The sequence below is a fragment of the Phyllobacterium sp. GQ127 genome, assembly GCF_059758635.1.
Genome location: NZ_JCAXDZ010000007.1, coordinates 157,342 through 179,851, shown reverse-complemented (window position 1 = coordinate 179,851; position 22,510 = coordinate 157,342). Strand labels below are relative to the sequence as shown.

The following is a 22,510-nucleotide window of genomic DNA, read 5'->3' as shown; positions in this document are numbered from 1 at the left end:
TTCTTTATAACCAAATTTAAAGGCGTCCTCAGTTGAGAAAATTTGCAACTGAGAGCGATCTGACGCATATTCCAGCTATGAAACATGCTTTGAATCAGAAACCTGAATATGAAAAGGAATTGCGCAAAGCGGGCGTACGTATTACGCGGCCCCGGCGCATTATCCTGGATATTTTGAGCTCAACGGAAGACCATCCTGACGCGATGAAAATATTTCATCGTGCCATTGAGATTGACGACAGCATTTCGCTTTCCACAGTCTATCGAACGATGAATTTGCTTGAAGATATGGGTGCCATACATCGCCATGCGTTCAATGGCGGACCATCGCGTTTTGAACAGGCGCATGGCGACCATCATGACCATCTGATTGATATTGATACCGGCGCAGTCATCGAATTCAAATCGGACAAAATTGAAAAACTGCAGGAGGAAATCGCCAAATCGCTCGGGTACGATATTGTACACCACCGACTTGAACTCTATGCGCGAAAAACCGAAAAATAAAAAGCCGCCCAAAGGCGGCCTTTTTTAAAACTACGCAATAAGCCGTCAGGCCGCATTGGAGGCTGGCTGCGACGTCAGCAACTCATAAAGCAGGCTGGCATCATGGGCGGTACGCAATTTGGCGATCCGCTCTGGATCGCGCAACATGCGAGCAATCCTGGACAATGCCTTCAAGTGGTCAGCGCCAGCATTTTCCGGAGCTAGCAAGAGAAACACGATGTCGACGGGCTGATCGTCCAACGCCTCAAAATCGACAGGCGTATCCAACTGGGCAAAAACCCCGGCAATACGCTTTACGCTGTTGATCTTGCCGTGTGGAATGGCAATGCCATTGCCGACACCGGTTGATCCTAGACGCTCGCGTTGCAAAACCGTATCGAAAACCTCGCGCTCGCTCAAACCGGTCAAGGCGGCTGCCTTTTCCGACATGATCTGCAAGAGTTGCTTCTTGGAATTGACTTTCAATGCGGGCAGGACAGCGTCGGGCTGAATGAGATCACCCAGATCCATTATTCTCTTCCTTCCAGTTACCGTCCGCACCTTGTTAAGAGTGCGAACGGTAGTTCAACTCGCCATGAACTTGTTTTTTGTTACCGGGATACGACTTGATCGGCCACCGTTGAGGGATCGATCCAACCAATATTCCCATCTGCGCGGCGATATACGATATTAACCTGCGTACTACCAGCGTTGCGGAACACAACCACAGGACTATCTTTCAAGTCGAGCTCTACGACCGCAGATGCAACACTCATGCTTCTCAAAGCCATCGAGGTTTCAGCGACGATTGTGGGAGCATAATCCTCCGGAATATCCTCATCTTCATCCGGTACAGGTGCCATCACGCGATAAGAAACATCATCGAAAACACCGTTTGAGCCAGGAGCCTGATGCGATTTCAGCCGACGCTTATAGCGGCGCAACCGCTTGTCAACACGCTCACCAGCGGCATCAAATGCCAGTTGTGGATCTTGAGCTTCACCAGCGGCCTGCAATACCGTTCCGGTATCGAGACGCACGAGACAATCTGCGATAAATCGGGAGCCCTGCTTTTCCACAGTAACGTGGCCAGAATACCCGCCACCGAAATATTTGGTGACCATTTCAGCCATCCGCTCTTCGATTTTGACGCGGAAAGCATCGCCGATGTCCATATGTTTTCCAGATACACGCAGACTCATGATACCTCACCTTCATTGTGATTTCATTGCCCGATCCAATCTACACTGTTGTTTCGAATCGAGCAAAGACATCCCGCAAAATCGCGGGGATGATCAATCACATTTCACTTTCCTGATGTTCCATCCTTAGGCGCGCTTCAACTCCATCGTCGTAAACTATCAGCGCTTCGTTCTCCCTGACTGGACTTCTTTGGCCCAGTTCATTTGCCCACTGCCAGCAATCCTACACGTGGCGGAGCAATGAATCCAGACCTTACATTGCTCTTGGTAGCGGAAGCCTCAGCTTTTTTCTCGCGGCGCCGTTGCACCGAGGAAGCGATGTTCATCGCTTCGCGGTATTTGGCTACAGTTCGCCGCGCAATATCAATATTTTGTTCCTTCAACATTTCCACGATTGTATCATCCGAAAGGATTGAATCCGGCGACTCAGCATCAATGAGAATTTTGATTTGATGCCTTACAGATTGCGAAGAATGTTGCTCGGCGCCCTCACTGGCAGCAATGGCTGCATTGAAAAAGTATCGCAGTTCGAAAACGCCGCGCTTGGTGAGCATGTACTTATTTGTCGTGACCCGGCTAACCGTGGATTCGTGCATCCCAATGGCATCGGCAACATTGCGCAGATTGAGAGGTTTCAAATATGCGACGCCCTGCAAAAGAAACTGCTCCTGCTGGCGAACAATCTCCGTGGCGACCTTAAGAATCGTCTGAGCGCGCTGGTCAAGACTTCGAATCAACCAGTTCGCATTGTGCATGCATTCCCCCAGAAATGTCTTTTCGTCCGGAGATGTTTTCGCCCTCATTATAGTTGCATAGTAGTTGTTGTTGATCAGCACCCTGGGCAATGTCTCCGAGTTAAGCTCGATACGCCAACTGCCATCGGGAGCCTGGTCAACCTGAACATCGGGGATGATACTATCGGCTATGCCAGACGAAAACGCAGTGCCTGGTTTTGGGTCAAGCAACTGTATTTCCCGAAGCATATCGATAATTTCGGTGTCTCCAAGCCGGCACAGTTTTTTCAAACTATGAAAATCGCGTTTGGCGAGCAGCTCAAGATTTTGAAGCAGGATATCCATCGCTGGTGAGAGGCGTTTTCTGGCACGCAATTGAAGCCGCAGGCATTCAGCAAGATCGCGTGCAAACAAGCCTGCGGGCTCAAATCCCTGCAGGACAAAGAGCAGCTTCTCCAGATGTTCAACGGAAGAACCAATCCGGATGGCGAGTTCGGCAATATCACCACGAAAATAACCAATTTCGTCGACCTGATCAGCGAGTTCGGCTGCGATCATTCGATCTTCTGCTTTTTCGAAAGCGAAAATGATCTGTTCCCTGATATGCTCCTGCATATTGAGAGGCGCTGCGGTCACCTGTTCAAGATTATAGTTCTCTCCACCCGACGAGACATAGCCATCGCCTGCAGATGACTTCCACTGAGAAGCAAGATCACTTGCAATAAAATCGCGGCTACCGGGATCGTCAGGAAAAATATTCTCGAGCGAGCTATCAAACGTATCGGACATTGCACTTGAGCTGGTGGTCTCGCCGCTATTCAACCAAAGACTATCGGCATCATCAGATAAAACCCGATCGGCACTACCGTCGCTTCGTAGATCCTGATCGCTGTCTGAACGATGTTCGGAATGAACGCCGCCAAACAAAATAGTGTCGTCTGAAGCATCCAGTCTTTCCAATAATGGGTTTTTTTCGATTTCCTGCTCTATGAACTGCTCAAGCTCGATATGATTCAGCTGCAGCAGCCGTATCGACTGCATCAGCAATGGAGTCATCACCAGAGATTGGGTTTGCCTCAGATCGAGTTTTGGCGACAGAGCCATAATATACGCAGCTACTCCATACAGAATTAGTTACTGCAGTACAGAAGTGGCCCAATCCTTGCTTGTCAATTGAAAAGCTCCAAAAACTCGCGTGCTGGTGTCATTTTCAACCAGTACGGGTTTGAAAGTTGAGATTTTTATGTCACCGGAGGGCCTGATCGGCAAAATCAGAGCTTGAACTCATCACCAAGATAAAGTCGGCGGACATCCGGATTAGCAATTATTTCGTCCGGGCGACCATGGGTCAAAACCTGACCGGCATGGATAATATAGGCCCTGTCGATGAGCTTGAGCGTTTCGCGAACATTGTGGTCTGTAATCAATACGCCAATGCCACGGCCAGTCAGATGCCTTACCAATTGCTGAATATCGGCAACAGCAATCGGATCAACACCAGCAAACGGCTCGTCGAGCAACATGAAGTTTGGACGCGAGGCCAAAGCACGCGCAATCTCTAGGCGCCTGCGCTCACCACCGGAAAGGGAAATCGCTGGAGCTTTTCGCAAATGGGCAATGTGGAACTCTTCAAGAAGTGAATCCAACTCCTGCGCGCGGGCGTGCCTGTCCTTTTCGACAACCTCGAGCACGGCCTTGATATTATTTTCTACTGATAATCCGCGAAAAATTGAGGCCTCTTGCGGCAAGTACCCGATACCAAGGCGCGATCGCCGATACATGGGCATTGTTGTGACATCGAACCCGTCAATTTCTATCGTGCCCTTGTCGACTGGCACGAGCCCGGTCACCATATAAAAACATGTTGTCTTGCCAGCGCCATTCGGCCCAAGAATGCCAACAGCCTCACCGGAACGCACGCCGAATGAAACGCCATTTACGACTTGGCGCCCATTATAGCTTTTCGTGATCCCACGCGCGACGAGTGTGCCCTTCATGCGATCCACGGCCAAGGGATCCGCCGGGCGCATCTCCTGTGAAACACTGGAGTTTGGCCGTGCGGCATTTGTGCTGGGTGAGCGGCGTGAAAATAGGGACACTTACGATTCTTCCGGCGGCTTAGTTCTTTTGGGCGTTTTTAGGCGCAACGACGATTGAAACGCGTCCGGTCTGGCCACTCTTGCAGCTTTCCAGCTGAGCTTCACCGGTTTTCAGCTGAGCTGTAAGCTTACATCCAACAGCAACATTGTCCCCTTGGGAAAGGACGACCTTGCTTCCCGTCAGGACGAGCACTTCGGTCTTCATGTCAAATGTTCCGTGATCCCCGGTGGCTACTTGGTCTTCAGACTTCACATAGACTTTATCGCTGACTTCGAGATGATCAATGTCCTGGGCTCCGGCACCAGCCACGCCGCTCGAAACTTTCGAAGCATCTGCGTTTGCGGCATCTTTATTGCCACCTTTAACGTAGTAGACGATCATTGAGCCTGCTTTTAGCAAGGTTGCGCCCTGAACAACCGTAACATTTCCAGTGAATGTTGCGGTACCTGCATCATTATGCAGCACGACCTTGTCGGAATCGATCTGAATTGGCTGATCGCCTGAAAGCTTTATACCGCCGGGCGCTGCACCTGGAGTCTGCTGCGCCATGGCAGGGACAACCAACGCGGAGGCCAACAAACTCACTGCAACCGATGATATCCTGATCAGTTTCGCCCCGAAAGACATTGCTCTCTCTCCTAATCCGAGAAATTTCTTCAAAGTAACAATCCCGACTGTAGATCAGTTGGACGATTTTACCTCATTGTCACCTTCTTGCAGCTTTGTAGGTTGAATGACAAGCCTTACACGCTTTTCAAACGTCACTACCTTACCACCCTCAGTGATCTGCATACTATCGGCAACAATACTGCCATTACGATTTTTTACGCTGACTGGATCATTGGTGGACATGGTATTTCCGGCAATATCAATATCGGCAGATTGCAACTGAGCAGTTATGCCATCCGATGTCACCAAACTTATCTCGCTGTCGAGCTTCAACTGCCTGTTGGCATTGTCGAAAACCCCTGACTTCGCTTTAACCTCAGCGCGCATGTCTTTGCCGATTGGAATTTCCGCGTCAATACCTTCAAGCGATATGACTGAACTGTTTCCAACCTGCTGCAAGGCTCTTACAGCACTCATTTTGTAGGGAAGCTTATCCTTGGTAAAGCCGTCGAGCTTGGGATTCGTCATCACAAGCTTGCCATCCTCGATTCCAGCACCATCCAGAGCAATGTTGTTTGGAACGCCCGAGGCGGAAAAGAATGTAAACCACGAAAATACCGCAGCGCCCACAAGGGCAATTACAGGCAAAGAAAACTTCAACAACCGAACGCGGCGCGAATGACGTTCCGCAGCTTCGAAAACAGTCGATCCCTTGTCGGATGCCGCAAATTGCCGTGCAACCGTCGCATGATGCTCGGCGTCTGCGGCGGCATTTCGCACACCAGTGATATCGGTTTTTTCAATAGACATGGGTTTGGCTGCTGTTACCGTTTATAATATTTCTAGCTAGTTCAACGCCAATATGGTTATTTTTCGATGAAATAGACGTGATTTAGAGCATATGCGATGCGTGTAGGAACAAGTATGTGGTGAGATGGCCAGTTACAAGGTCATTCGCGCACCCATATTTGTACTCATCGATTGGCGCACTGTCTGGACTTCCACTGGGCGATATCGCAAAAGAGTATCACAAACATTGGCGAAACGGACAAAAATCATGGCCAACACAGCGGATGCAATTATCGATAGGCGCAAGCTACGGCGAAAGGTAACTTTCTGGCGTATTGTTGCTTTGCTGGTGGCTGCTTTTGCTTTGATTGCAATCTATCTCATCACCAGCGGTTCGGAAGGCTATACAAGCAAATCCGTTCCTCACATTGCAAAAGTGCGTGTTGAGGGAACAATTCTTGAAGATGAAGAGCTTCTCAAACGCTTGAGAGATATTGGGGAGTCCGACGCCGTCAAAGGTGTTATCGTGTCCATTGATTCACCCGGTGGCACCACTGCTGGCGGTGAAGCAATTTACGAATCTGTCCGCAAAATTGCAGAGAAAAAACCCGTCGTTGCGCAGGTTGGGACTTTGGCTGCATCAGCCGGATATATGATCGCAGTCGCTACGGATCATATTGTTGCAAGGCAGTCGTCCATTGTCGGTTCCATCGGCGTCTTGTTTCAGTATCCGGATATATCGGAGCTTTTGACAAAGGTCGGTGTAAAAGTCGAAACTATTAAATCCAGCCCGCTGAAAGCTGAACCCAATTTTTTCAATCCTGCAAGCGATGAAGCCAAGGCAATGATCCATCGCATGATAATCGATTCCTACAATTGGTTTGTGGGCCTCGTTGAGGATCGTCGCAAATTTAACCACGAACAGGCGTTGGCGCTGGCAGATGGCTCCGTATTTACTGGTCGTCAGGCTCTATCGAACAAACTTATCGACGCGCTTGGCGGTGAAGAAAAGGCGCTTGAATGGCTTGAAGGTAAGGGCGTAGACCCGAAACTTAAGGTCGTTGAATGGAAACCGGTTGAAAAATCCACCTTTGGTTCTCTTTTCTCGCAATCGGCGATGAAAATGGCTGCCAAACTGCTGGGTCTGCCTGAGACAAGCACTGGAGTGCTCCACGAAATTACTGGCGACAGGATGTTTCTTGACGGACTCGTTTCGGTTTGGCACGTTGACGGCAAGCCCGTGGGAGCGCAATAAGCTATTTACATATAAGATCAGTGGCATAGTCCAGTTCGACTGTGTATCCTGATCTCAAAACCAGAAGGGAATTTTGCTGTGATCAAATCAGAGCTTGTGCAAATAATTGCCAACCGCAATCCGCATCTATTCCAGCGCGATGTGGAGAATATTGTCGGCGCCATCTTTGACGAAATTACAGATGCTTTGGCTGAGGGCAATCGCGTCGAGCTACGAGGCTTCGGTGCATTTTCCGTAAAGAACCGGCCGGCCCGCAGCGGCCGCAACCCGCGAACAGGTGAAAGCGTTGACGTCGAAGAGAAGTGGGTACCGTTCTTCAAGACCGGCAAGGAACTCCGCGACAGGCTGAATGCAAACAGCTGAATCCATACTTAGTGAATAAGCAAAAAGAGGCTTCAATATGATTAATCGCGTGGTCGCCGTACTGATTCTCGTACCGATCGCGATTATTCTGATCGCTTTATCGGTTGCCAATCGCGGTAATGCCCTGTTTACGATTGATCCCTTTAATCCGGGCAACCCTGCGCTTTCCTACTCGGCTCCTTTGTTTGTCTGGTTGTTTGCCGCTTTGATCATCGGTCTTGTTCTCGGCAGTCTTGTCACTTGGTCCAATCAGGGCAAGCATCGCAAGCTGGCGCGTCAACGCAAGCTCGAAGCAGAAATGTTACGCAAGGAAGCGCGCAAGGCAGCCACTGAAACGGCCTCGACACCCAATCTTCCCTCCTTGCATTAATTTCTATCAAGGACCTTTAATGAAACTCGTCTCCCCCGTTGAGGTCGATGCCCTGTTGAACTGGCCCGACATGATTAACGCAATCGAGCTGGCATTCCGCCAAGGCGTGATCCAGCCCGTGCGCCACCATCATACTGTTGAGCGCCCGGATGGAGCGGCCTCCACACTGCTTCTAATGCCCGCATGGTCCGATTTTGATGCGCTGGGCGACTCGTCCAAGGGTTATATGGGCGTTAAGATTGTAACTGTCTCGCCAGATAATGGTGCCGTCTCGAAACCTGCCGTGATGGGTGTATATCTGTTGCTCGACGGTAAGACCGGTGAACCAAAAGCTCTTATAGATGGTCAACGCCTGACCTTATGGCGGACAGCAGGGGCGTCCGCTCTTGCAGCACGCTATCTCGCCCGGGAAGATGCATCAAAGCTTGTGGTTCTCGGTGCGGGCGCACTTTCGGGCTTTTTGGCCCGAGCTCATAGCGCCATACGTCCAATTAACGACATCTCGATTTGGAACAGAAATTTTGCCGGAGCCGAGAAAGTAGCGGCAGAGTTGATCCGGGACGGTTTTAACGCCAGAGCTGTTGAAGACAAGGATGCAGCGATCGCGGAGGCCGATATCATCACCGCCGGTACGCTATCCACCGAGCCGTTGATCCTTGGAAAACATCTGAAAGCCGGCGCGCACGTCGATCTTATCGGTGCTTTTACGCCGAAGATGCGAGAAAGTGACGATGAGTGCATCAAACGAGCGCGTGTTTTTGTTGATACGAGAGACGGAGCGCTAAAAGAGGGCGGTGATATCGTCCAGCCGATCAAGGCCGGGGTAATCGATTCCGGCCACATAATTGGCGATTTGTTCGACCTCACACGAGGAACAATGAGAGGTCGTCAATCGACGGGCGAGATTACGTTGTTCAAATCCGTTGGCGCAGCTCTTGAAGACCTTGCTGCGGGTATCCTTGTCTATGAAAAGGCAATGGCGTAGTAACCTTGGAAAAGGTTGCAAGGAAAATACGGTTTGAAATCGCACGGCGGTAAAATTAGAAAAACGAAAAACGGCAGTGGCCGACAAGGTGACGTTTCAAAAAATGCTGTGCAGCGGCAAAGCGTAACGAAGCCCCGCCCGCAATTCGCCAAAGCGCACCGTTCCTCCGATGAAGAAACGGAGCGTGCATCGCCGCGAACAGAACAAACTCCAAAGCGCGTGGTTACCCGCCGTACCGGTGCACGTCCGCAGGAAAAGACCGGGCTTATTCTGGAAACGCTTCCGTCTGAAGATTATGCGCTTCTTGATAGCGGCAATGGTTTGAAACTGGAACAGTACGGCCCTTACCGGATTGTCCGCCCGGAAGGTCAAGCGATCTGGCTTCCGGCGTGGAGCAAGAGCGAGTGGGACAAGGCCGATGCAATTTTCACCGGCAATACAGATGAAGAGGGCGTTGGACGTTGGCAATTTCCTAATGTGCCGTTGGGTGAAACCTGGCCGCTCGCTTATGATGGCATTTCGTTTTTGGGCCGTTTCACCTCATTCCGGCATGTTGGCGTATTTCCTGAACAGGGGACGCATTGGGCGTATATGCATGATCTGATCCGCGGTGCAAAACGCCCGGTCAAAGTGTTAAACCTCTTTGGTTATACGGGGGTTGCTTCACTCGTAGCAGCCCGGGCAGGCGCCGAGGTCACGCATGTAGACGCGTCGAAGAAAGCCATTCTCTGGGCACGCGAAAATCAGGAAATGGCTGGACTATCGAGCAAGCCTATTCGCTGGATATGCGAAGATGCAATGAAATTCGTGGCGCGGGAAGAACGCCGCGGAAATGGTTACGACATCATCCTCCTTGATCCACCTGCCTATGGGCGCGGCCCCAACGGCGAGGTCTGGCAACTTTTCGACAATTTGCCAGACATGATTGATTTATGCCGATCAATTCTTACCCCAAATCCCTTGGCGGTCGTCTTAACTGCCTATTCGATCCGCGCATCATTTTTTGCCATTCACGAATTGATGCGGGATACGTTTACGGGCCTTGGCGGCGAAGTGCAGTCCGGCGAACTTATTCTTCGCGAGCGCTCCTCAAAGCGCGCCCTTTCCACATCTCTCTTCAGCCGCTGGGGTGCATCATGAGCAAGCAGGACGACCACCATCGCGGCAGCGGCATTGTCCGCCCGGGCAAAGTCAAGGAAGTCACCAGCCTTACAAACCCGATCGTCAAGGATCTGCGTTCGCTGGCATTGAAAAAATTCCGCGATCAGCAGGGTGTGTTTCTTGCCGAAGGACTAAAGCTCGTCATCGACGCACTCGACCTTGGTTGGACAATCAAGACCTTGGTTTACTCCAAAGCCGGTAAGGGAAACTCGCTTGTCGAGCAAGTTGCCGCCAGAACGGTGGCCAAGGGCGGCGATGTGCTGGAGGTCAATGAAAAGATCATCTCGGCAATAACCCGGCGTGACAACCCGCAAATGGTAGTCGGGGTGTTCCAGCAAAACCTCCAAATGCTTTCCAACATCCGTCCACAAGCCAATGACGTTTTCGTGGCTCTGGATCGGGTTCGGGACCCTGGAAACCTCGGTACAATCATTCGAACTGCCGACGCAGCAGGCGCCAAAGGTATTATCCTCATCGGCGACACAACGGACCCGTTCTCGCTTGAAACGGTTCGCGCGACAATGGGGTCGGTATTTGCAGTTCCCCTCATCAGGGCAACGGAAGCAGAATTTCTATCCTGGAGAAAGAGTTTCACGGGTCTGATCGTTGGAACGCATCTCAAGGGTTCAGTGGACTATCGGACTATCCCTTACGCCAATAAGCCGGTCGTCTTGTTAATGGGCAACGAGCAGCAGGGCCTACCCGATCAGCTGTCCTCGGCATGTGATCGGCTGGCGCGAATACCCCAAGCCGGCCGAGCTGACTCCCTTAATCTTGCCATCGCAACCGGAGTAATGCTGTTTGAAATCCGGCGTGATGCCCTGAAGCTTGACGCGACCACTTGAGAAAATGCCATTTATGAGCCGCACGCGTTTTTTTAGCCTTTCTGCAATCATCATGGTTGCTGTCCTGACCGACCAGATAATCAAATATCTCGTCGAAACAGGTATGGATTATCAGCAGCAAATCGATCTTTTACCCTTTCTGGCATTGTTTCGTGTTCACAATGAAGGCATTGCCTTTTCAATGTTGAGCGGAATGCACGACATTGCGCTCATAGGGCTTACACTCGTCGTCATAGGCTTCGTAAGTTACCTTTGGTGGAGTACAAACCCGGATCGGTGGATTTCTCGTGCGGGCTTTGCGCTTATTATTGGCGGCGCTCTCGGTAACCTCATTGATCGCAGCGTTCATGGCTATGTAATCGACTATATTCTTTTCCATCTGCCATCATGGTCATTCGCCGTTTTCAATCTCGCCGATGCCTATATTTCTGTTGGTGCAGCATTGGTTGTAATTGAAGAGTTTTTTGTTTGGGCTAAAGAGCGGAAGAACCCGCCTGATAAGGCAAACTAGCTGATCAAGCATCGCCGGTTTGGCCTTCGTTTTACGTCATGTTGCCGTCATTAAATCGTAGTAATGAGGGCGAGAACGACTACCGGTCAACCTCCGACGAGGGTCAAATCGATATGGACATCTCCTTGCTTGAATCCGCTTCAATCTCTAAAGATCAAAGCATCATGTCGCAGGTTGATTCAACATCTTCGCCATTTACGGCTCCACAGATTGTCTCGGTGCTTGGCCGAATCGGGACTATGGAGGTTTGCCTTGCGCAAACCGAGGACGAAATTGCCTCCTCCCAGCAATTGCGGTTCAAAGTATTCTTTGACGAACTGGGCGCCAAAGGTTCTGCAACATTAGAGCAGCGCGACGCTGATCGGTTTGATCCCTTTTGCGATCACCTCCTTGTTTATGACACAGCAATACCTGGACCAAAGCACAAACAGATCGTTGGAACATACCGACTCCTGCGCTCCGAAAAAGCTTTCGAGACAGGCGGTTTTTATACTGCAAGCGAATTTTCCATCGAACGCCTCGTCGCCGCCAAGCCGGATTTACGTTTTCTCGAACTTGGCCGTTCCTGTGTCCTGCCTGAATATCGCTCGAAACGTACTGTCGAATTGCTCTGGCAAGGCATCTGGACCTATTGCCGGTTCCATTCAATTGGCGTGATGTTTGGATGCGCATCCTTCCAAGGCACTGTTCCGGCCGCCCATGCTTTGCCGCTCTCCTTTCTTCATCACAATTGCCGGGCAACGGCCGACTGGGATGTCAAAGCTTTACCTGCTCTTTATCAAGCCATGGACCTTGTTCCGAACGAAGCTATCAATGCCCGTGTGGCACTCTTTGCGATGCCACCCTTGATCAAAGGTTATTTGCGACTTGGTGCAATGATAGGTGATGGTGCCGTTATCGATCACGATTTTGGCACAACGGATGTTTGCATCATTTTGCCCGTTAGCCGCATCTCCGAACGCTACGTCAGCCATTATGCGGCCGAATCGAAACGTTTCGGATAGACATCGTTTTATCACCTGTGGAGAATATCGCAGTTTGACTCTGCAGAGGTGTGTAAATTCGCGGATACCGAATAGATTGCTCCTGCTTAGCTCAGGAGACAAGTTTTGGCCGAATTGGCATCCTCTGTAATTGAACAATCCCCATATGAAGCGAATATCTCGGCGCGTCCAACGCCGATGATGGAGCAGTATATCGAGATTAAGGCGACTAATCCTGACAGTCTTCTGTTTTATCGAATGGGCGATTTTTACGAGCTTTTTTTCGACGATGCCGTCGAAGCTTCCAGGGCCCTCGGGATTACCCTGACAAAGCGTGGAAAACATCTTGGCGAAGATATTCCCATGTGCGGCGTCCCGGTCCATGCCGCTGATGACTATTTGCAGAAACTGATAGCACGAGGCTTTCGGGTTGCAGTTTGCGAACAGGTGGAAGATCCGGCCGAAGCAAGGAAGCGTGGTTCAAAATCCGTTGTAAAGCGCGATGTTGTTCGATTGGTTACACCGGGAACGATCACTGAAGAGAAACTCCTTGATCCTTCTGAAGCAAACTATCTGATGACTATGGGCCGCGTCAAAGGCGCGGATAAGACCCAATTTGCCCTTGCCTGGATCGACATCTCAACCGGAACTTTCCGCGTCAGTGAATCGGACGCTTCGCGTTTACTGGCAGATATACTCCGCGTCGACCCTCGCGAACTGATTGTGGCGGACACAGTTTTTCACGACCCGGAATTGCGTGCAGTTTTTGATATTGTCGGGCGCGCTGTGAGCCCCCAACCGCCAAGCCTGTTTGACAGCGCCACAGCAGAAAATCGCATACAACGCTATTTTGATGTCAGCACTCTAGATGGGTTTGGTCAGTTTTCACGCGCTGAACTCTCCGCCATATCGGGCGCTATCGCCTATGTAGAAAAAACACAGCTCGCGGAACGCCCTCCCTTGATGCGTCCGGAGCGGGAATCGGAAGGTTCTTCGCTTTTCATAGATCCAGCGACGCGGGGGAACCTTGAGCTCCTACGCACGCTTTCCGGCAAACGTGAAGGTAGCCTGCTGCGAGCGATTGATCGAACGACTACCGGCGGCGGAGCGCGTCTTCTGGCCGAACGTTTGACATCACCTTTAACAGATACCACAGCCATATCCGAGCGCCTCGACTCCATCTCATTCTTCCTTGCGCGGCAATCCCTTGCCGATCTGATGCAAGGAGCCCTGAAAGGCGTTCCGGATATGCCCCGCGCATTGTCGCGGCTGGCTGTCGGTCGTGGCGGCCCCCGTGATCTTGGGGCTCTCGCGCTTGGTCTGGAAGCCGCCTCCGAGATTTTTCACTTGTTTTCGGGTGAAGAATTACCATCGGAACTTGCCCGCGTTCGCGAATGTCTCGCCCAATTGCCTCTGGATTTTGCCGCACACCTTGACCGGTCTTTGGCTGATGAATTGCCGTTGCTAAAACGTGATGGGGGATTTGTTCGTGCGGAGTATCACGCCGAACTCGATGAAATGCGTGCTCTGCGGGATCACTCGCGCCGGATCATCGCCGGCTTGCAAGCCGACTATATGGAAACCACAGGCATCCGATCGCTGAAAATCAAGCATAATAATGTGCTGGGCTACTTCATCGAGGTAACTGCGAACAATGCTTCCGTCATGACGGATAGCGTTGAGGCAAAGAGCAAGTTCATACATCGTCAAACAATCGCCAATGCCATGCGGTTTACAACCACCGAGCTGGCTGAGCTTGAAACCAAAATCGCAAATGCAGCAGAACGGGCTCTTTCGATCGAACTTGGCATCTTCGACGCTTTGACAAATGAAACGATTCTCAATGCTGACGCCATACGTGCTGGCGCACTCGCATTATCAACCCTTGATGTATCCGTTGCTCTGGCTGCTCTCTCCGGCGAACAAGGATATTGCCGCCCACTGGTCGACGACAGCTTAGCCTTTGAAATTGTCGCCGGGCGTCATCCCGTGGTCGAGCAATCCCTTAGACGACAGGCAGAAAATCCTTTTGTTGCTAACGACTGCAATCTCTCGCCGCTCACCACCGGTAAAGGAGCCATTTGGCTCCTGACGGGCCCCAATATGGGCGGTAAATCAACTTTTCTGCGCCAGAACGCGCTTATAGCCATCCTCGCCCAAATGGGTTCTTTTGTCCCTGCGGGTTCAGCGCATATAGGCGTGGTCGATCGGCTGTTCTCCCGCGTTGGTGCATCCGATGATCTGGCGCGCGGCCGCTCTACATTCATGGTAGAAATGGTTGAAACGGCTGCGATTTTGAACCAGGCAACGGATCGTTCCCTTGTGATCCTTGATGAGATCGGACGCGGCACTGCCACTTTCGATGGTCTTTCCATCGCGTGGGCAGCGGTTGAATATTTGCATGAGAAAAATCAATGCCGCGCAATCTTTGCAACGCATTTTCATGAAATGACTTCGCTTTCCGAAAAGCTTGAGCGCCTAAGCAATGTAACAATGCGGGTAAAGGAATGGGACGGAGACGTTGTATTTTTGCATGAGGTTGCCAAGGGTGCAGCCGACCGTTCCTATGGTGTGCAGGTGGCACGTCTGGCGGGTTTGCCTGAAGCTGTCGTAAATCGGGCCCGCGATGTTTTGCATCAGCTGGAAGCTGGCGAAACCTCTGGCAAAGCGGATAAGCTAATTGATGATTTGCCGCTGTTTTCCGTAGAGGTAAAACGACAGGCACCCAAGCCAGTCCAAGGGAAAGACAGTGCGCTCCTTGTCGCCCTATCGGCAATTAACCCCGACGAGTTGACCCCACGCGAAGCACTTGAAGAACTTTACCGCCTGAAAGGACTAAGCGCACATTAGCGCCAAGACGTATTACTGCCTGCTTCAAAATGTAATCGTTTCGTTTGGCGCAAATTCGCGCTATAGCGTGCGGCCATCATTTGTAAAGTCGTGTTCATGAGCGCCACAGACCTGAAACTGGAACAGATCGTCAGCCCGGACAGGCTTCATCAACAATTTGAAGATCTCGTCAAAGCGGCAGCCAAGCAGGGCAAACCGTCTGTCGAGCGCAGCGATGTTTTGCAGCTCATCAAGCAAACGCTGGAACTTGGCCGCAAAAGCGCTGAAACGATGCTGATGCAAGATGCCCGCGGCACGCGATGCTCCGTGCGTCTCTCATGGTTGATGGATCAGATCATTACGGCGCTCTATAATTTTGCAACCCGCCATGTTTATCCCGCAGTCAATCCTTCGACTTCAGAGAAAATGACGATCATAGCGGTTGGTGGTTATGGTCGCGGCGGTCTGGCTCCAGGTTCTGATATCGATCTGTTATTTCTCCTACCCTATAAGCAAACCCCCTGGGGTGAGCAGGTGGTCGAATACATTCTATATATGCTTTGGGATATTGGCCTGAAAATCGGTCATGCTACCCGCAATCTGGATGAATCAGTCCGCTTATCGCTTTCGGATATGACCATCCGCACCAGTATTCTGGAGGCACGCTATATTTGCGGCAATCAGGAGCTGTTCGACAAGCTCATTGAGCGATTTGATAAAGAGGTTGTTGAGGGCACCGGTCCCGCCTTCATCGAAGCAAAGCTTGCAGAGCGGGATGCGCGCCACAAGAAATCCGGCGCAACCCGCTATCTCGTTGAACCGAACGTAAAGGAAGGCAAAGGCGGTCAGCGCGACCTTCATACTCTCTTCTGGATCGCCAAATATTATTATCGCGTCAAGACAAGTGATGAATTGGTCAAACTGGGCGTGCTTTCGCGCGCGGAACACAATATTTTCCGCAAGGCTGAAGACCTTTTATGGGCAGTTCGCTGCCACATGCACTTCCTTACAGGAAAGTCCGAAGAACGTCTTTCTTTCGATATACAGAGCGAAATCGCAAGGCGCCTTGGCTATACCGCGCATCCCGGACAACGGGATGTCGAGCGCTTTATGAAACATTACTTTCTTGTGGCGAAAGAAGTTGGCGATCTAACGCGTATCATTTGTGCTGCGCTGGAAGAGGAGCAGGCGAAGCATGTTCCAGGTTTCAACCGGATTTTCCTCACTTTTTCGCGCCGAAAACGTAAATTGGCGGGAACCACGGATTTTGTTGTCGACAATCACCGCATTACGATTGCCAATGACGGAGTATTTCACAAGGACCCTGTGAACCTCATCCGTCTTTTCCATCTTGCTGACAAACATGGGTTGGAATTTCACCCGGATGCGATGCAACTGGTTACGCGCTCTCTTTTTCTGATCAAAGCAGACCTGCGCGACAATCAGGAGGCCAATAAACTCTTCCTTGAAATCCTGACTTCAGAGCGCAATCCGGAACTTATCCTACGCCGCATGAACGAATCCGGCGTATTGGGTAAGTTCATTCCGGATTTTGGCAAAGTCGTCGCGATGATGCAGTTCAATATGTACCATCACTACACCGTTGATGAGCATTTACTGCGATGCATCGCAGTAATGTCCGAAATCGAGCGCGGCGAACTCGAACAGGAGCATCCCTTAGCCAATCAGATCATGCCCGGCCTGAAAAAGGACCGTAGTCTCATATATATTGCGCTTCTGCTACATGACATTGCGAAAGGCCGCCCGGAAGATCATTCCATTGCAGGTGCACGTATTGCTAAACGCATATGCCCGCGCTTGGGTCTTTCCAAGGCCGATACCCAAACCGTGGCCTGGTTGGTCGAGCAGCATCTGACAATGAGCATGGTCGCGCAATCACGCGACTTGAATGATCGCAAAACAATCGAAGACTTTGCCGAGATTGTACAAACGCTCGATCGCATGAAACTGCTGCTGATCCTGACGATCTGCGACATAAAAGCGGTCGGCCCCGGTGTCTGGAACGGCTGGAAGGGGCAGTTATTGCGAAATCTGTTCTACGAAACCGAATTGATGCTTACAGGCGGCTTTTCGGAAGTGCCGCGCAAAGAGCGAACGGACCACGCCAGAGCGCAGCTTGAGCATGCTCTGTCATCGTGGCCGCAGGTCGAACGTCAATCCTATCTCGCACTTCACTATCAGAACTACCTGCTGACAGTGAGCATTGCCGATCAGGTGCGCCATGCGACCTTTATTCGAGAATCTGACGCCAGTGGCAAAACACTTGCTACCATGGTGAAAACTCACGATTTCGAGGGTGTGACGGAAATTACTGTCCTTTCTCCAGATCATCCGCGACTTCTATCCGTCATCGCGGGTGCATGCGCGGCTGCAGGCGCGAATATCGTCGACGCACAGATTTTTACCACTAGTGATGGGCGGGCGCTCGACACAATCCTGATCAGCCGTGAATTTGCAACTGACGATGACGAGCGGCGGCGCGCCACGCGCGTTGGACGTTTAATTGAGGACGTATTGTCGGGCAAAACCTATCTGCCTGAGATGCTTGCCTCCAGAACAAAGCCTAAGCGCGCTGCAAAGGCATTCAAGATTACGCCCCGGGTGGAGATCAACAATACTCTATCAAACAAATTCACGGTAATCGAAGTTGAAGGTTTGGATCGTCCGGGCGTTCTGTCAGAGATCACAGGAGTAATCTCCGACTTATCGCTCGACATTGCCTCGGCACATGTGACGACATTCGGCGAAAAGGTTATCGACGTGTTCTATGTGACCGACCTTGTTGGCCATCAAATTACCAATACGACCCGACAAAGCCGCATCCGTAAAAAACTTCTCGCGCTTTTCGGCGAGGGCGACATTATTACAGCCCAGCCTCAACGGCAAAACGCCCTCATGACGGCAGAATAGTATGAGCCTCGTCAAGAAATTTGCGACCGTCGCGTCCGGCACATTGATGAGCCGTGTCTTTGGTCTTACCCGCGAAATGCTTATGGCCGCAGCTCTTGGAACGGGTCCGGTTGCGGATGCGTTCAATGCTGCCTTCCGATTTCCCAACACCTTCCGCCGATTGTTTGCGGAGGGTGCATTCAACGCAGCCTTTGTACCTCTTTTTGCAAAGGAAATTGAAGCCAACGGTATGGATGGGGCCAAGCGGTTTTCGGAAGAAGTCTTTGGCGTTCTGTTCAGCGTTCTGATGGCTCTGACCATTATCATGGAACTGTCCATGCCTCTCATCGTGCGAACCGTGATTGCTCCGGGATTTGTCGATGATCCGCAAAAGTTCGGCAATACGGTTTCGATGGCGATCATCATGTTTCCATATCTGGCATGCATGTCGCTGGCAGCCATGATGGGGGGAATGCTGAACTCCCTTCACCGTTATTTTGCCGCTGCAGTAGCGCCGGTTTTCCTGAATATCATTCTGATTGGCGTGCTCGCCTATGCCTGGTATGCCGGCCATGACGGCATTGCAATTGGCTATGGCCTTTCCTGGGGTGTAATGGCTGCGGGGCTGGTGCAATTGACTATCGTCTGGTTTGCCGTGCGTAAAGCTGGAATATCGATTGGCTTTCGCCGCCCCCGCATGACTGCAAACGTCAAACGACTTTTGGTTTTGGCTCTACCCGCAGCAATTACAGGCGGCATAACGCAGATAAATCTGCTGATAAACACCAATATCGCTTCCGGTAAGGAAGGCGCAATTACGTCACTGGCAAACGCTGATCGCGTCTATCAACTCCCACTCGGCGTTGTAGGTATCGCTGTCGCAACTGTGCTCTTGCCAGAACTTGCCCGCGCCCTTCGCTCTGGAAATTTGAAAGAAGCGGGCAACCTCCAAAATCGTTCGGTCGAGTTCATCTTGTTTCTTACATTGCCAGCCGCTGCAGCGCTTCTGGTCATGTCCGAGCCGATTATTCGGCTCTTGCTCGAACGCGGCGAATTTACCGCTGAGTCAACAAGTCGTGTTGCGAATATTCTTGCGATATATGGTCTTGGCCTACCCGCCTTCGTGCTGATCAAGGCGTTCATACCCGGCTTTTTCGCACGTGAAGATACCAAGACGCCTATGATCTTTGCGGCCGTTTCGGTGGTCATCAATATAGCCATGGCGCTGACACTCTTTCCCATTTTGGCAGAGACAGGCATTGCCACCGCCGAAGTGACAGCTGGATGGGTCAACGCCATCCTTCTGTTTGCTACTCTTGTCTGGCGAGGGCATTGGGGACGTGACATCCCGCTTTTGACCCGTATACCGCGATTGATCATTGCCGCTGCCATTATGGCGCTTGCATTGTCCTATGCACTCAAATGGGCGGAGCCCTATCTCGTCGCGCAAGCACCTGTCCATGTTCAGGCAGCTGGCGTTTTCGGTCTCATCTTCATGTCGATGGTCATATATTTCGCATTGGCCTTTGGCAGTGGCGGCGCAAGTCTTGGCATGATCCGCCGCAACGTAAAGCGCCGTGCAAAAGCACCTGAACCACCAGCGGAGAATCCATAATGGCCCGCGGAATTGGACTGATCACACTCGTCGTTGATGACTATGATGAGGCGATTGCCTGGTACACAAATGTGCTGGGTTTTTCCGTTGAGAGCGACACTAAACAATCGGAAACAAAGCGCTGGGTGGTTGTCTCACCGGAAAGAGGTGGCGCAAAGCTGCTTCTAGCTCAGGCTGAAGGCCCGCAACAACAGCAAGCGATAGGCAATCAGACAGGTGGCCGTGTTGCCCTGTTTCTCTATACGGATGACTTTTCAAACGATCACGCGAAAATGCTGCGTGCAGGTGTGAAATTTCTCGAAGAACCAAGACATGAAGCCTATGGCAGCGTAGCTGTTTTCGAGGATCTCTACGGCAATAAATGGGACCTGTTGCAGCTCAAATGATGGTAGGGCTTGAATCCCATGCTTTGCTCTGCCAGAACCGCACGTCATGGCTATCCACCTTGGCCGAAGAAGAATTAAGGACGATTTATGAGCACGTTTGAACCGCTCGTTTTTTCCGGTGTTCAACCAACCGGAAATCTGCACCTTGGCAACTATCTTGGCGCAATCCGCCGTTGGGTCGCTTTGCAGGAAAACAATAATTGCATCTATTGCGTGGTCGATCAGCACGCCATAACGCAGGCGATTTCTGTCTGGGGGGGGCCTTCGGAGCTTTTGCGTAACACGCGTGAAGTCACCGCTGCTTTCCTCGCCTCGGGCGTTGATCCCAAGAAACATATAGTCTTCAATCAAAGCCGTGTTCGCCAGCATTCTGAACTCGCTTGGATATTTAACTGCATCGCCCGGATGGGCTGGCTGAACCGCATGACACAATTCAAGGATAAGGCTGGCAAGGATCGCGAAAACGCGTCCGTTGGCCTATATGTCTACCCCAATCTGATGGCTGCTGACATTCTCGTCTATCGCGCTACGCATGTGCCGGTTGGCGAGGATCAAAAGCAGCATCTCGAACTGACCCGTGACATCGCGCAAAAATTCAACACTGATTTTTCCGACCGGATCTCTGAACTTGGCCTTGGAATAGAGACCCAGTCAGGCGACGAAACCATATCAAGCTTCTTTCCATTGACTGAACCAGTCATTGGCGGCCCTGCCGCACGGCTTATGAGCTTACGCGACGGCACCAAGAAAATGTCGAAGTCCGACCCGTCGGATCTTTCCCGAATCAATCTCATCGACGATGCCGATACGATTTCCAAGAAGATCCGAAAGGCAAAGACAGACTCCGATCCTTTGCCTTCCGAAGTCGATGGCTTAAAAGACCGACCCGAGGCGGACAATCTGGTCGGCATTTATGCCGCTTTGACGGATACCGACAAGGAAACCGTACTTCGCAACTTCGGCGGACAGCAATTTTCCATTTTCAAGCCAGCGCTAGCTGAGCTAGCTGTTGAAAAGCTCTCGCCTATCGCTGATGAAATGCGCCGCATTTCCGCTGACCCCGGTTATGTCGACAACGTTCTCAAGGATGGTGGCGAACGGGCTAGTGTCCTTGCGGAAAAGACGATGCATAAGGTTCGTGATATCGTTGGCTTCCTTCAAGACTAGACAAGGCTTGCAGACGATCGACGCTTAAGGCAGGTTGCACAAATGGTATCAAAACGTCTCAGCCGCGAAGCTGGCCATCGCCGTAAATTTCTGGCCATTATTGATGAAACCCCTGAATGTGAGCGGGCGGTTGCTTATGCAGCCCGCCGTGCCAAGACCACTGGGGGTGTTTTGCTGCTCCTGTTTGTCATCGACTCAGCGGACTTTCAAGCGTTTCTCGGAGTTGAGCAAATCATGCGGGCCGAGGCTGAGGAAACCGCAAATTCCACGCTTAGCAAGTTTGCCGCCAGCGTTCGGGAAAGTATTGGCATAGAGTCTGAACTTGCCGTACGAGAGGGGATAACCTCAGAAGAGATCCAAAAACTCATCGAAGAAGATCAGGATATTGCCATCCTGGTTTTGGCTGCCGGTTCCGGCAAGGACGGCCCGGGGCCACTCGTTCAGTCATTAGCAGGTCGGGAAACCTTCTCTATTCCCGTGACCGTCGTGCCCTATAACCTCTCTGACGAAGATCTGGACGCTATTACCTGACGGCATTCTTAAAACGTGATATAATCTTGACTTGAAGAGAATGGTTTAAAGGCCTATATGCTTTTTGAATAGTTCTAAACTAGGGACGCGAGATACGCCATGTTTATCCAGACCGAAGCCACGCCTAATCCAGCAACATTGAAATTCTTGCCGGGAAAGGTGGTGCTTGAGGAAGGCACCGCTGATTTTCGGGATGCAGCTACCGCAGGTGACGCGTCACCTCTCGCTGCCAAGATCTTTGCAGTTCGCGGCGTTTCCGGTGTATTCTTCGGATATGATTTTGTAACTGTGACTAAAACGGATGCGCCCGAATGGCAGCATTTGAAGCCGGCGATCCTCGGCGCCATCATGGAGCATTTCATGTCCGGCGCTCCAGTTATGGCGAATGTGACAGATATTGCTGACAATGCTCAGCGTGAAACTGAAGGCGAGTTCTTCGACAGTGCCGACACCGAGATCGTTGATACGATCAAGGAATTATTGGAAACACGGGTTCGCCCCGCTGTCGCTCAAGATGGTGGCGATATTACATTTCGCGGCTTCGAAAATGGCACGGTGTTTCTCCACATGAAAGGCGCATGCTCAGGCTGCCCCTCTTCCACCGCAACGCTCAAGCACGGTATCCAGAACCTGCTGAAGCACTTCGTTCCGGAAGTTCAACAGGTCGAAGCTATCTGATG

Annotated in this window: 21 protein-coding genes and 1 pseudogene; 16 read left to right on the top strand and 6 right to left on the bottom strand. The window is 51.3% G+C overall.

The window, feature by feature from the left end:
- Positions 1–77: 77 nt before the first annotated feature.
- Positions 78–506, top strand: coding sequence for a Fur family transcriptional regulator (locus tag AC6CHM_RS21225; RefSeq protein ID WP_115051630.1), 429 nt, complete (start codon positions 78–80; stop codon positions 504–506).
- A 45-nt stretch (positions 507–551) separates the two neighbouring features.
- Here AC6CHM_RS21225 and ptsN read toward each other — a convergent pair whose 3' ends face one another.
- From ptsN to lptC, 6 genes and pseudogenes are all read right to left on the bottom strand, one after another.
- Positions 552–1,016 carry a PTS IIA-like nitrogen regulatory protein PtsN gene (gene ptsN, locus AC6CHM_RS21220; RefSeq protein ID WP_008127044.1) on the bottom strand — a complete coding sequence of 155 codons (465 nt, stop codon included), beginning with the start codon at positions 1,014–1,016 and terminating at the stop codon, positions 552–554.
- An 80-nt stretch (positions 1,017–1,096) separates the two neighbouring features.
- Positions 1,097–1,687 carry a ribosome hibernation-promoting factor, HPF/YfiA family gene (gene hpf / locus AC6CHM_RS21215; RefSeq protein ID WP_115051531.1) on the bottom strand — a complete coding sequence of 197 codons (591 nt, stop codon included), beginning with the start codon at positions 1,685–1,687 and terminating at the stop codon, positions 1,097–1,099.
- A gap of 200 nt (positions 1,688–1,887) precedes the next feature.
- Positions 1,888–3,525 carry an RNA polymerase factor sigma-54 gene (gene rpoN, locus AC6CHM_RS21210; RefSeq protein ID WP_115051532.1) on the bottom strand — a complete coding sequence of 546 codons (1,638 nt, stop codon included), beginning with the start codon at positions 3,523–3,525 and terminating at the stop codon, positions 1,888–1,890.
- 167 nt (positions 3,526–3,692) lie between these two features.
- Positions 3,693–4,421 (bottom strand): annotated as a pseudogene (gene lptB, locus AC6CHM_RS21205) (LPS export ABC transporter ATP-binding protein); the annotation flags it as partial.
- A gap of 118 nt (positions 4,422–4,539) precedes the next feature.
- The gene (locus AC6CHM_RS21200) at positions 4,540–5,148 is read right to left on the bottom strand and encodes an LptA/OstA family protein (RefSeq protein WP_115051534.1); all 609 of its coding nucleotides are present in this window, start codon (positions 5,146–5,148) and stop codon (positions 4,540–4,542) included.
- A 54-nt stretch (positions 5,149–5,202) separates the two neighbouring features.
- A complete protein-coding gene (gene lptC, locus AC6CHM_RS21195; protein ID WP_115051535.1) occupies positions 5,203–5,940 on the bottom strand; it encodes an LPS export ABC transporter periplasmic protein LptC in 738 nt (245 codons plus the stop codon).
- A 247-nt stretch (positions 5,941–6,187) separates the two neighbouring features.
- Between lptC and sppA the strand changes: the two genes are divergently transcribed.
- From sppA to AC6CHM_RS21120, 15 genes are all read left to right on the top strand, one after another.
- Complete coding sequence (sppA, locus tag AC6CHM_RS21190) at positions 6,188–7,174, top strand: signal peptide peptidase SppA (protein WP_498174651.1); 987 nt, start codon at positions 6,188–6,190, stop codon at positions 7,172–7,174.
- 78 nt (positions 7,175–7,252) lie between these two features.
- Positions 7,253–7,537, top strand: coding sequence for an integration host factor subunit beta (locus AC6CHM_RS21185; RefSeq protein ID WP_115051536.1), 285 nt, complete (start codon positions 7,253–7,255; stop codon positions 7,535–7,537).
- A 37-nt stretch (positions 7,538–7,574) separates the two neighbouring features.
- A complete protein-coding gene (locus tag AC6CHM_RS21180) occupies positions 7,575–7,907 on the top strand; it encodes a LapA family protein (protein ID WP_115051537.1) in 333 nt (110 codons plus the stop codon).
- A 19-nt stretch (positions 7,908–7,926) separates the two neighbouring features.
- On the top strand, positions 7,927–8,892 hold the full coding sequence (gene lhpI, locus AC6CHM_RS21175; RefSeq protein ID WP_115051538.1) for a bifunctional Delta(1)-pyrroline-2-carboxylate/Delta(1)-piperideine-2-carboxylate reductase: 966 nt from the start codon (positions 7,927–7,929) through the stop codon (positions 8,890–8,892).
- A 33-nt stretch (positions 8,893–8,925) separates the two neighbouring features.
- Positions 8,926–10,032, top strand: a complete 1,107-nt coding sequence (locus AC6CHM_RS21170; protein ID WP_498174648.1) for an RsmD family RNA methyltransferase — start codon at positions 8,926–8,928, stop codon at positions 10,030–10,032.
- Positions 10,029–10,898: a TrmH family RNA methyltransferase gene (locus AC6CHM_RS21165; protein ID WP_115051540.1), complete on the top strand. Its 870-nt coding sequence runs from the start codon at positions 10,029–10,031 to the stop codon at positions 10,896–10,898. The genes AC6CHM_RS21170 and AC6CHM_RS21165 overlap by 4 nt, the downstream gene beginning before the upstream one ends.
- Positions 10,899–10,911: 13 nt before the next feature.
- Entirely contained in the window at positions 10,912–11,409 is a 498-nt protein-coding gene (gene lspA / locus AC6CHM_RS21160; RefSeq protein WP_115051541.1) for a signal peptidase II, read from the top strand.
- A 113-nt stretch (positions 11,410–11,522) separates the two neighbouring features.
- On the top strand, positions 11,523–12,413 hold the full coding sequence (gene olsB / locus AC6CHM_RS21155; RefSeq protein WP_370878770.1) for a l-ornithine N(alpha)-acyltransferase: 891 nt from the start codon (positions 11,523–11,525) through the stop codon (positions 12,411–12,413).
- A 177-nt stretch (positions 12,414–12,590) separates the two neighbouring features.
- A complete protein-coding gene (mutS, locus tag AC6CHM_RS21150; RefSeq protein WP_498174690.1) occupies positions 12,591–15,242 on the top strand; it encodes a DNA mismatch repair protein MutS in 2,652 nt (883 codons plus the stop codon).
- A 96-nt stretch (positions 15,243–15,338) separates the two neighbouring features.
- Entirely contained in the window at positions 15,339–18,152 is a 2,814-nt protein-coding gene (locus AC6CHM_RS21145) for a [protein-PII] uridylyltransferase (protein WP_498174645.1), read from the top strand.
- A 1-nt stretch (position 18,153) separates the two neighbouring features.
- The gene (gene murJ / locus AC6CHM_RS21140; RefSeq protein WP_498174643.1) at positions 18,154–19,746 is read left to right on the top strand and encodes a murein biosynthesis integral membrane protein MurJ; all 1,593 of its coding nucleotides are present in this window, start codon (positions 18,154–18,156) and stop codon (positions 19,744–19,746) included.
- Entirely contained in the window at positions 19,746–20,132 is a 387-nt protein-coding gene (locus AC6CHM_RS21135; RefSeq protein ID WP_354342784.1) for a VOC family protein, read from the top strand. Before murJ ends, AC6CHM_RS21135 begins: the two co-directional genes overlap by 1 nt.
- 87 nt (positions 20,133–20,219) lie before the next feature.
- Entirely contained in the window at positions 20,220–21,299 is a 1,080-nt protein-coding gene (gene trpS, locus AC6CHM_RS21130) for a tryptophan--tRNA ligase (RefSeq protein ID WP_354342785.1), read from the top strand.
- A 42-nt stretch (positions 21,300–21,341) separates the two neighbouring features.
- Entirely contained in the window at positions 21,342–21,830 is a 489-nt protein-coding gene (locus AC6CHM_RS21125; protein ID WP_008127009.1) for a universal stress protein, read from the top strand.
- A gap of 99 nt (positions 21,831–21,929) precedes the next feature.
- Positions 21,930–22,508, top strand: a complete 579-nt coding sequence (locus tag AC6CHM_RS21120) for a NifU family protein (protein ID WP_115051546.1) — start codon at positions 21,930–21,932, stop codon at positions 22,506–22,508.
- The last annotated feature ends 2 nt before the right edge of the window (positions 22,509–22,510 follow it).

Coding starts and splice junctions, on each gene's coding strand:
- AC6CHM_RS21225 (WP_115051630.1), top strand. CDS start 78: ATGAAACATGCTTTGAATCAGAAACCTGAATATGAAAAGGAATTGCGC.
- ptsN (WP_008127044.1), bottom strand. CDS start 1,016: ATGGATCTGGGTGATCTCATTCAGCCCGACGCTGTCCTGCCCGCATTG.
- hpf (WP_115051531.1), bottom strand. CDS start 1,687: ATGAGTCTGCGTGTATCTGGAAAACATATGGACATCGGCGATGCTTTC.
- rpoN (WP_115051532.1), bottom strand. CDS start 3,525: ATGGCTCTGTCGCCAAAACTCGATCTGAGGCAAACCCAATCTCTGGTG.
- AC6CHM_RS21200 (WP_115051534.1), bottom strand. CDS start 5,148: ATGTCTTTCGGGGCGAAACTGATCAGGATATCATCGGTTGCAGTGAGT.
- lptC (WP_115051535.1), bottom strand. CDS start 5,940: ATGTCTATTGAAAAAACCGATATCACTGGTGTGCGAAATGCCGCCGCA.
- sppA (WP_498174651.1), top strand. CDS start 6,188: ATGGCCAACACAGCGGATGCAATTATCGATAGGCGCAAGCTACGGCGA.
- AC6CHM_RS21180 (WP_115051537.1), top strand. CDS start 7,575: ATGATTAATCGCGTGGTCGCCGTACTGATTCTCGTACCGATCGCGATT.
- lhpI (WP_115051538.1), top strand. CDS start 7,927: ATGAAACTCGTCTCCCCCGTTGAGGTCGATGCCCTGTTGAACTGGCCC.
- AC6CHM_RS21165 (WP_115051540.1), top strand. CDS start 10,029: ATGAGCAAGCAGGACGACCACCATCGCGGCAGCGGCATTGTCCGCCCG.
- lspA (WP_115051541.1), top strand. CDS start 10,912: ATGAGCCGCACGCGTTTTTTTAGCCTTTCTGCAATCATCATGGTTGCT.
- olsB (WP_370878770.1), top strand. CDS start 11,523: ATGGACATCTCCTTGCTTGAATCCGCTTCAATCTCTAAAGATCAAAGC.
- mutS (WP_498174690.1), top strand. CDS start 12,591: ATGATGGAGCAGTATATCGAGATTAAGGCGACTAATCCTGACAGTCTT.
- AC6CHM_RS21145 (WP_498174645.1), top strand. CDS start 15,339: ATGAGCGCCACAGACCTGAAACTGGAACAGATCGTCAGCCCGGACAGG.
- murJ (WP_498174643.1), top strand. CDS start 18,154: ATGAGCCTCGTCAAGAAATTTGCGACCGTCGCGTCCGGCACATTGATG.
- AC6CHM_RS21135 (WP_354342784.1), top strand. CDS start 19,746: ATGGCCCGCGGAATTGGACTGATCACACTCGTCGTTGATGACTATGAT.
- trpS (WP_354342785.1), top strand. CDS start 20,220: ATGAGCACGTTTGAACCGCTCGTTTTTTCCGGTGTTCAACCAACCGGA.
- AC6CHM_RS21125 (WP_008127009.1), top strand. CDS start 21,342: ATGGTATCAAAACGTCTCAGCCGCGAAGCTGGCCATCGCCGTAAATTT.
- AC6CHM_RS21120 (WP_115051546.1), top strand. CDS start 21,930: ATGTTTATCCAGACCGAAGCCACGCCTAATCCAGCAACATTGAAATTC.